General features: G+C 63.9%; 8 protein-coding genes. All 8 read left to right on the forward strand.

The genetic code is table 11. From position 1 onward, the window contains the following. Positions 1–160 precede the first annotated feature (160 nt). The 8 genes from lpxD to ACP7B7_RS10665 all read left to right on the forward strand — a co-directional run bounded on the left by lpxD (position 161) and on the right by ACP7B7_RS10665 (position 6788). Complete coding sequence (gene lpxD, locus ACP7B7_RS10630) at positions 161–1216, forward strand: UDP-3-O-(3-hydroxymyristoyl)glucosamine N-acyltransferase (RefSeq protein WP_308920506.1); 1056 nt, start codon at positions 161–163, stop codon at positions 1214–1216. After that, complete coding sequence (gene fabZ / locus ACP7B7_RS10635; RefSeq protein WP_308920507.1) at positions 1213–1698, forward strand: 3-hydroxyacyl-ACP dehydratase FabZ; 486 nt, start codon at positions 1213–1215, stop codon at positions 1696–1698. Before lpxD ends, fabZ begins: the two co-directional genes overlap by 4 nt. A gap of 1 nt (position 1699) precedes the next feature. Continuing rightward, positions 1700–2491 carry an acyl-ACP--UDP-N-acetylglucosamine O-acyltransferase gene (gene lpxA, locus ACP7B7_RS10640; RefSeq protein WP_426076659.1) on the forward strand — a complete coding sequence of 264 codons (792 nt, stop codon included), beginning with the start codon at positions 1700–1702 and terminating at the stop codon, positions 2489–2491. Continuing rightward, on the forward strand, positions 2475–3638 hold the full coding sequence (gene lpxB / locus ACP7B7_RS10645; RefSeq protein WP_426076660.1) for a lipid-A-disaccharide synthase: 1164 nt from the start codon (positions 2475–2477) through the stop codon (positions 3636–3638). The genes lpxA and lpxB overlap by 17 nt, the downstream gene beginning before the upstream one ends. Positions 3639–3654: 16 nt before the next feature. Then, the gene (gene rnhB, locus ACP7B7_RS10650) at positions 3655–4293 is read left to right on the forward strand and encodes a ribonuclease HII (RefSeq protein ID WP_426076661.1); all 639 of its coding nucleotides are present in this window, start codon (positions 3655–3657) and stop codon (positions 4291–4293) included. After that, positions 4290–5075, forward strand: a complete 786-nt coding sequence (locus ACP7B7_RS10655; RefSeq protein ID WP_426076662.1) for a TrmH family RNA methyltransferase — start codon at positions 4290–4292, stop codon at positions 5073–5075. Before rnhB ends, ACP7B7_RS10655 begins: the two co-directional genes overlap by 4 nt. Positions 5076–5088: 13 nt before the next feature. Then, a complete protein-coding gene (locus ACP7B7_RS10660) occupies positions 5089–6288 on the forward strand; it encodes an aminotransferase class V-fold PLP-dependent enzyme (protein WP_426076663.1) in 1200 nt (399 codons plus the stop codon). Positions 6289–6413: 125 nt separating this feature from the next. Beyond that, positions 6414–6788, forward strand: a complete 375-nt coding sequence (locus tag ACP7B7_RS10665; protein WP_426076664.1) for a hypothetical protein — start codon at positions 6414–6416, stop codon at positions 6786–6788. Positions 6789–6864: the final 76 nt, after the last annotated feature.

Here is a 6864-nt window from a genome sequence, read left to right on the forward strand (position 1 = left end):
ACGGTTTTACGCCTGACATTGCCGTAGCGAGCGGATGTGAGTTGTGGTTGAGACGCGGAGCTGTGCGCATGCACGGGGCCGCCCGAGGCAGTGAGCATCGGAGACCGCAAACCGCGCCGCGCAGTAGGCAATGGCAGGCGTTTTTATAGGGGTTTTATAGATGGGCACTCGACTAGGTGAATTGGTCGAACGCTTCGGTGGACAACTGGCGGGCGATGCCAACCTGGAAGTGACAGGCATCGCACCGCTGGCCGACGCCGGCGCTTCGCACATCAGCTTTCTCAGCAATAGCAAATTCCGCGCGCAGGCCGCCAGCAGTGGCGCCGCGGCGCTGATACTCACGCCGGCCGATGACGCGCTGATCAACGGCGACTACGCCGGCGCGCGCATCGTCACACCGAATCCTTACGTGTATTTCGCCCGCGCGGCGCAGTTTTTCGCCGCCCTGACCGAGGTCAAGGCGCCGCTGGGCGTCCATGCCAGCGCCATCGTCGACGCCTCCGCACAGATCGATCCGACCGCTTCCATCGGCGCGCGCGCCGTGATCGAAGCGGGCGCGGTGATTGGCCCCGGCTGCGTGATCGGTCCTGGCTGCGTGATCGGCCGTGACGCCGTCATCGGCGCCGGCACCCGGTTGTTCGCCAACGTCACCTTCCATGCGGACTGCGTGATCGGCGCGCGCGGCATCATCCATTCGGGCGCCGTGATCGGCACCGACGGCTTCGGCTTTGCCAACGAAGCCGGCGTGTATATCAAGATCCCGCAAACGGGCAGGGTGGTGATCGGCGACGATGTCGATATCGGCGCCAATACCACCATCGACCGTGGCGCGCTGGCCGACACGATTATCGAAGACGGCGTCAAGCTGGACAACCAGATCCAGATCGGCCACAACTGCCATATCGGTGCGCACACCGCCATGGCCGGCTGCGTCGGTGTGGCCGGCAGCGCCGTGATCGGCAAGTACTGCACCTTCGGCGGCGCCGCCATGGTGCTGGGCCACCTGACGATCGCCGACCGGGTTCACGTGGGCTCGGGCAGCATGGTCTCGCGCTCGATCGCGGAACCCGGCCAGTACACCGGCTTTTACCCGCTGGCGAAAAACGCCGACTGGGAAAAAAGCGCCGCCATCGTGCGCAATCTCACCAGCATGCGCGAGAAGATCCGCGCGCTGGAAAAAACCATTAAAACACTGACCAAGCAAGACGAAAAATGACGACTACTGAAAACAAGACCCTCGACATCCTGGCCATCAAATCGCTGCTGCCGCACCGCTATCCGCTGCTGCTGGTGGACCGCGTGCTGACCTGGGAATCGGGCAAGACCATCACCGCCATCAAGAACGTGACCGTCAACGAAGAATTCTTCCAGGGCCACTTCCCGCACAAGCCGGTGATGCCGGGCGTCCTGATGATCGAAGCGCTGGCGCAAACGGCCGCCTTGCTGTCGTTCCTGACGATGGGCGTCAAGCCCGATGAGAATTCGGTGGTGTATTTCGTCGGCATCGACAACGCGCGCTTCAAGCGTCCGGTGGAGCCGGGCGACCAGCTGAAGATGGACGTCGAAATCCTGCGCGTGTCGCGCGGTATCTGGAAATACAAGGCGGTCGGCACGGTCGACGGCAAGGTCGCGCTGGAAGCGGAACTGATGTGCACCATCCGCAGTTCGCAGGACGCGAGCCAGCCAGCGGGGCAGTAATATGGGGTCCATCCACTCCACCGCGGTGATCGACCCGAAGGCCGAGCTCGACAGCTCGGTCGAGGTGGGGCCGTACACCATCATCGGCCCTGATGTGCGCATCGGCGCCGGCACCAGGATCGGCCCGCATGTGGTGATCGAGGGCCATACCACCATCGGCGCGGACAATCATCTGTTCCAGTTTTCCTCGATCGGCGCACAGCCGCAGGATAAAAAATGGTCGGGCGAGGCGACCCGCCTGGAAATTGGCGACCGCAACACCATCCGCGAATTCTGCACCTTCAACACCGGCACGGTGCAGGGCGGCGGCGTGACGCGCCTGGGCAATGACAACTGGATCTCGGCCTATGTGCACCTGGCGCACGACTGCCAGGTGGGCAACAACACGATTTTCTCCAACAACGCCCAGCTGGCGGGCCATGTGGAGATCGGCGACTGGGTCATCATGAGCGGTTTTGCCAACGTCCACCAGTTCTGCAAGATCGGCGCGCACGCCTTTGTCGGCATGAGCACCAGCCTGACCCAGGACGTGCCGCCGTTCGTGCTGTTGAACGGCAATCCGGCGGCGGCCCACGGCGTCAATATCGAAGGCCTGAAGCGCCGCGGCTTCACGCGCGAGCAGATCAACGGCATCCGCACCGCCTATAAACTGATCTACCGCTCGGGCCTGACGCTGGAGGAATCGAAGGCGGCGCTGTTCGAAGAAGAGCAGGGTTCCGCGCCGGAAGTGGCGGAACATATCCGCGCCATGCGCGAATTTTTAGGCGTGGCCTCGCGTGGCATCGTTCGATAAGCTCTCTGTCGCCATGGTGGCCGGCGAGGTGTCGGGCGACCTGCTGGCCAGCCGGTTGTTGTCCGGCCTGGCGCCGCAGCTGCCCGGCGCGCGTTTTCACGGCATCGGCGGCGAGCATATGGCGGCCCAGGGCTTTGTGTCCGACTGGCCGCTGGACAAGCTGACGGTGCGTGGCCTGTTCGAGATCATCCCCCGCTACCGCGAGATCAAGGGCATCCAGAACGCACTGCGCGACCAGCTGATCGCCGAGCGCCCGGCCGTCTTCATCGGCGCCGACTATCCGGGTTTCAACCTGGGCCTGGAACAGCAGCTGAAAGCTGCCGGCATCCCCACCGTGCATTACATCGGGCCGCAGATCTGGGCCTGGCGCGGCGGGCGCATCAAGAAGATCATCAAGGCCGTCTCGCACATGCTGGTGATCTTCCCGTTCGAGGAGGAGATCTACCGCAAGGCGGGCGTGCCGGTGACCTATGTCGGTCATCCGCTGGCCGAAATGATCCCGCTGCAGCCGGACGAAGCGGCCGCGCGCCGCACCCTCGGTTTGCCGGAAGACGCCAATGTGGTGACCCTGATGCCGGGCAGCCGCATGGGCGAACTCAAATACAATACGGTGGCGTTTGTTTCCGCCTGCAAGCTGCTGCTGGCGCGCGACCGTTCGCTGCGCTTTGTGGCGCCGATGGCCGGCGAAAAGCAGCGCCAGTATTTCCTGCAACTGGTCAAGGAAGCCGGCCTGCAGGAGGTCGAGATCCTGCTGACGGACGGCGGCTCGCACACCGCGATCTGCGCCGCCGACGCGGTGCTGGTGGCGTCGGGCACGGCCTCGCTGGAAGTGGCGCTGTACAAAAAACCGATGGTGATCGCCTACAAGATGATGCGCGCCTCGTGGGAAATCATGCGCCACATGGGTTACCAGCCGTGGATCGGCCTGCCCAATATCCTGGCACGCGACTACCTGGTGCCGGAACTGCTGCAGAACGCCGCCAGCCCCGAAGCGCTGGCCGAGGCCGTGTGGCGGCAGCTGAGCGACATCCCCGGCCGTTTGTGCCTGGTGCAGCGCTTTACCGACATGCACCACAGCCTGCTGCGCGACAGTGCGCGCGACAGCGCCAACGCGGTGATGCAGGTGATCGCCGCCAACAAGAAGTAATTGAAAAAGATTCAACGTGAAAAATAGCTATCCCGGCCTGTTTGACGACTTGCCATTCTCTCTGGACGAAATCATTTGCGGCGTCGACGAGGCAGGGCGCGGCCCGCTGGCCGGCCCGGTCTTCGCCGCCGCCGTGATCCTCGACCCGAACCAGCCCATCGACGGCTTGCGCGATTCGAAAAAACTCTCCGAAGCCAGGCGCGATTTGCTGGCGCCGCAGATCCGCGCCAAGGCGCTGGCCTGGGCGATTGCCGAAGCATCGGAAGAAGAAATCGACCGCCTGAACATTTTGCAGGCGTCGATGCTGGCCATGCGCCGCGCCGTCGAAGCATTGGCGACCGTGCCGACCCTGGCCCTGATCGACGGCAACCGCTGCCCGGTCATGCCGATCCGCGGCATGGCCATCATCGGTGGCGACGACAAGGTCGATGCGATTTCGGCCGCCTCGATCCTGGCCAAGACGGCCCGTGACGCGGCACTGGTGCGGCTGCATGCGCAGTATCCCGAATACTGCTTCGACCAGCACAAGGGCTATGGCACCAAATTGCATATCGAGCGCCTGCACCTGCATGGCGCCTCGCCGGTGCACCGCCGCTCGTTCGCCCCGGTGCGCAATGTGATCGCACTGTTCGGCGGCCAGGAGCTGGCCGCATGAAGACCATCACCTCGCGCGACAACGCGCAATACAAGGATCTGTTGAAACTGGCTGGCAGCTCGCAGGCGCGCCGCAAGTCGGGCCGCAGCCTGCTCGACGGCGTCCATCTGTGCCAGTCCTATTTGCAGCTGCGCGGCCTGCCCGAGCAATGCATCGTCAGCGAAAGCGCCTTGCGCAATCCGGAAGTGATGGAGATCGTCGGCCAGCTGGAAAGCCAGCGCGCCCATGTGCTGGGCCTGCCCGACGCGCTGTACAACGCCGTCAGCCAGGTCGAACACGGCGTGGGCGTGATGTTTTTGATCGAGACACCCGAGCGTGCCGTGACGGCGCCGGTGACGGTGTCGGCGGTGCTGCTCGATAACCTGCAGGACCCGGGCAATGTCGGCTCGATCCTGCGCAGCGCGGCCGCCGCCGGCATCACGCAGGTGTATTGCAGCGCCGGCACGGCGTTCTGCTGGTCGCCGAAAGTGCTGCGCGCGGCGATGGGCGCGCATTTCGTGCTCGATATCTTTGAAAACGTCGACCTGGCCGCGCTGGTGTCGAACGCCAAGGTCACCACGCTGGCCACCAGCGGCTACGCCACCACGCAGTTGTACGACGTCGACCTGCGCCAGCCGGTCGCCTGGCTATTTGGCCATGAAGGGCAGGGCGTGGCCGACGACCTGCTGTCGATGGCGACGCACCAGGTGGTGATACCGCACCTGGGCCAGATCGAGTCGCTGAACGTGGCCGCCTGCGCCGCCGTCTGCTTCTTCGAGCAGGTGCGCCAGGGCCAATCCTGATCGGGCTATCCCCATGTCTTTTCCTCTGCTTGCCGATGGCGCGGTACGTGACGAGGCCTGGTGGCGCCAGGTCGCCGCCTCGTATCCGGCGCCCCCGGATGCCGTCGTCAATCTGGAACACGGCTATTTTGGCGCCATGGCCGCGCCCGTGCAGGCGGCCTTTGAACAGGCCGTGCGCTACACCAACGAGCAACTGAGTCCCTTCGTGCGCGGCGACTTCACGCTGCGGCACGTCGATGTCCTGCGCGCGCGCATCGCCGCGCTGATCCGCGCCGAACCGCACGAGATCCTGCTGACGCGCAGCGGCACCGAATCGATGCAGGTGCTGATCACGCAATACCATGGCCTGGCGCCCGGTGATACCGTGTTGTGGAGTAATCTCGATTATCCGGCCATGCGCACCGCCATGCGCTGGCTGGCCCAGCGCCGGGGCGTGACCAGCACGCAAGTGCCGATCGATTTGCCTGTCGGCGACGACGAGATCATCGCCCGTTACGCGCAAGCCATGCGCCAGGCTGTCAAGCCGAAACTGCTGCTGCTGTCGCAGGTGACGCCGGCCAACGGCCAGCAACTGCCGGTGCGCGAACTGACCGCGCTGGCGCGCGAACACGGCATCGACGTGCTGCTCGACAGCGCCCATGCACTGGGGCAGGTCGAGGTGGATGTGCAGGCCATGGACGTCGATTTTGCCGGTTTCAATCTGCACAAATGGATAGGCGCACCAAGCGGGCTCGGTTTCGTCTACATGCGCGCTTCGCAGCTGCACAAGATCGAGCCGCATTTCGGCGACGGCGATTATCCGCTCGATGATATCCGTTGCCGCCTGCACATGGGCATGCCGCCGATAGCCGCCATCCTGGCGGCACCCGCCGCGCTGGATTTTCATGAAAGCCTCGGTGGCACGCCAGCCAAGATGGCGCGCCTGGCCTGGCTGCGCAATTACTGGATCAGCCGCGCCGCGCAGCTGCCCGGCGTGCGCCTGCTGTCGCCGCTCGATGCACAGCGCGGCTCGGCGCTGGTCGGCTTCGCGATTGACGGCATGAGCGCACGCCAGTTGCAGCAAGCGCTGCTGCAACGCTTCGGCCTGTTTACCGTCGAGCGCAATGCCGGCCACATCGACGTGGTGCGCGCCACGGTGGCCATCACCACCACGACAGAGGAACTGGACCGCCTGTTGGCGGCGCTGGCTGTGCTGGGCGCCGAGGCGGGCTGAAACCGCTGGACGCACTCAGGTCCGGCTCAGAAAATAAAAATCCATGGGCGCCGGGGATGGTGTTTTTTCTATCAAGAAAAGTGGATACACTTGTTACTCCCCCTTTAAAATTTGATTGGAATGCCATGCCTGCAAATTTGCCATCCTCCGCACAAGCCCTGGTGCCATACACGGGCTACTATCCCTTGCCCAGTGTTCCTGGCGCCTTTGTGACGGTCGACACCAGCATGACGTCGTCAGGTGACACCGTTTCCTATGATGCCAGCGTCACCATCTCGACAGATGGACTGAACTCGACCCAATACGCTGCGAGTGCGTGCGCGCTCGACGGCAATACGCTGGTGATTACCGGCCAGGCCGGTACCGTGGCAACGCTGGCTTTCACGCCGACCACAGGCGGGATGCAGGTAAGCGGAACGATCACCGACTACGCAGGCGAAGCACAGGGCATGTCGCCGTTCGCACCGGTGGATTTCTCGGTGTGGGATGGCATTTATTAGGTTCATCGCACTTTACCGGGGAACGCATCCTTGATTTTCAGAAAGAAGTAGGATGCGTCCCGAAATCCGTAAGCCA

It is taken from the genome of Janthinobacterium sp. PSPC3-1 (assembly GCF_049896105.1).
Taxonomy (GTDB): Bacteria; Pseudomonadota; Gammaproteobacteria; order Burkholderiales; family Burkholderiaceae_D; genus Janthinobacterium.